Annotated in this window: 1 protein-coding gene; it reads left to right on the top strand. The window is 45.6% G+C overall.

The annotated features are described in order from the left end of the window. The first annotated feature begins 80 nt into the window (after positions 1-80). Positions 81-686 (top strand): hypothetical protein, encoded by a 606-nt coding sequence (locus ACQY8X_RS20915; RefSeq protein ID WP_428037064.1) that lies wholly within the window; start codon positions 81-83, stop codon positions 684-686. Positions 687-1,107 lie beyond the last annotated feature (421 nt).

The following is a 1,107-nucleotide window of genomic DNA, read 5'->3' on the forward strand; positions in this document are numbered from 1 at the left end:
GGTCTGCACCTGGCACGTGGAGACTAGGAGCGTGAGTTTTTTGGTTGACCTCAAAATTGGTGGCGACGGTTTCTAGCGGTTTGACCTCAAAATCGGCTGTGACGGTTTTCGCTGGTTTGACCTCAAAACCAGTGGCGATGGTTTTCTCCAGTTTGGCCTCAAAACTGGTGGTGACGGTTTCTAGCGGTTTAGCCTCAAAACCTGTTGTGACGGTTTTCGCTGGTTTGACCTCAAAATTAGTGGCGATGGTTTTCTCCAGTTTGGCCTCAAAACTGGTGGCGACGGTTTCTCCCGGTTTGACCTCAAAACCGGTGGTGGGTTTCTTGGTTGAGCCTCAAAACCAAGGTCGACGGTTTCTCCCAGTTTGGCCTCAAACCCGGTGGCTATGCATTTCCCGATTTTGGCCTCAAAACTGGCAGCTATGGTTTGGTGATTTGGGCCACAAAATCACCGTGATGGTTTCTTGGTTTGGTCCTCAAAACCATGTGGGCTATGATTTCTTGATTGCGCTACAAAACCGATGGGACGATGAAGACGACGTGGGACACACGTCAAAATCTAGCGGCTTGCTTCACCTAGAAGCAAGTCAGGCTAGGGTTTTTCAGTCTAGCCTCAAGACTGGCAGAGGCATGATGGTGGGTGGTACACGTGGCGTCATCACGGAGGTTGTGATGAGCTGCATCTGACCATGTTACCCTTACTTTACCGTTTTCTATGTACTGGGCCCTAGGGGCATAGTAATCTTTTAGTATTTTGCTTAGTCTTATAAATATGACCCTAGAGGGATAGGGCTCCTGTCCATTTCTCCAGTTTCTTTTTATATTTTCTAGATTAGGAGTGAGCCAAGAACAAATTTTAGTTTCTAATCAAATAAGGGAGGAAGAATGATGACCTCTGTGATTATGTGAATCTTATTCTATTTTTAATGAAAAAAATAATGTTTACATCTTGTTTGTTCAGGTAGTGTTTCAGATGTGCCCTTTCTTTTTATTTCGCTAGATCTGAGCATTCGTTCTGTTGAGCGAGTCATGTTTGAGGCCTTCTCTTTGCCAGGTGCTGCGTGAGTGTGAAGTCCAAATATTTCTCATGGCCCATGTGTGGAATGTT

The sequence above is a fragment of the Amphritea sp. genome (assembly GCF_050300915.1).
Lineage (GTDB): Bacteria > Pseudomonadota > Gammaproteobacteria > Pseudomonadales > Balneatricaceae > Amphritea.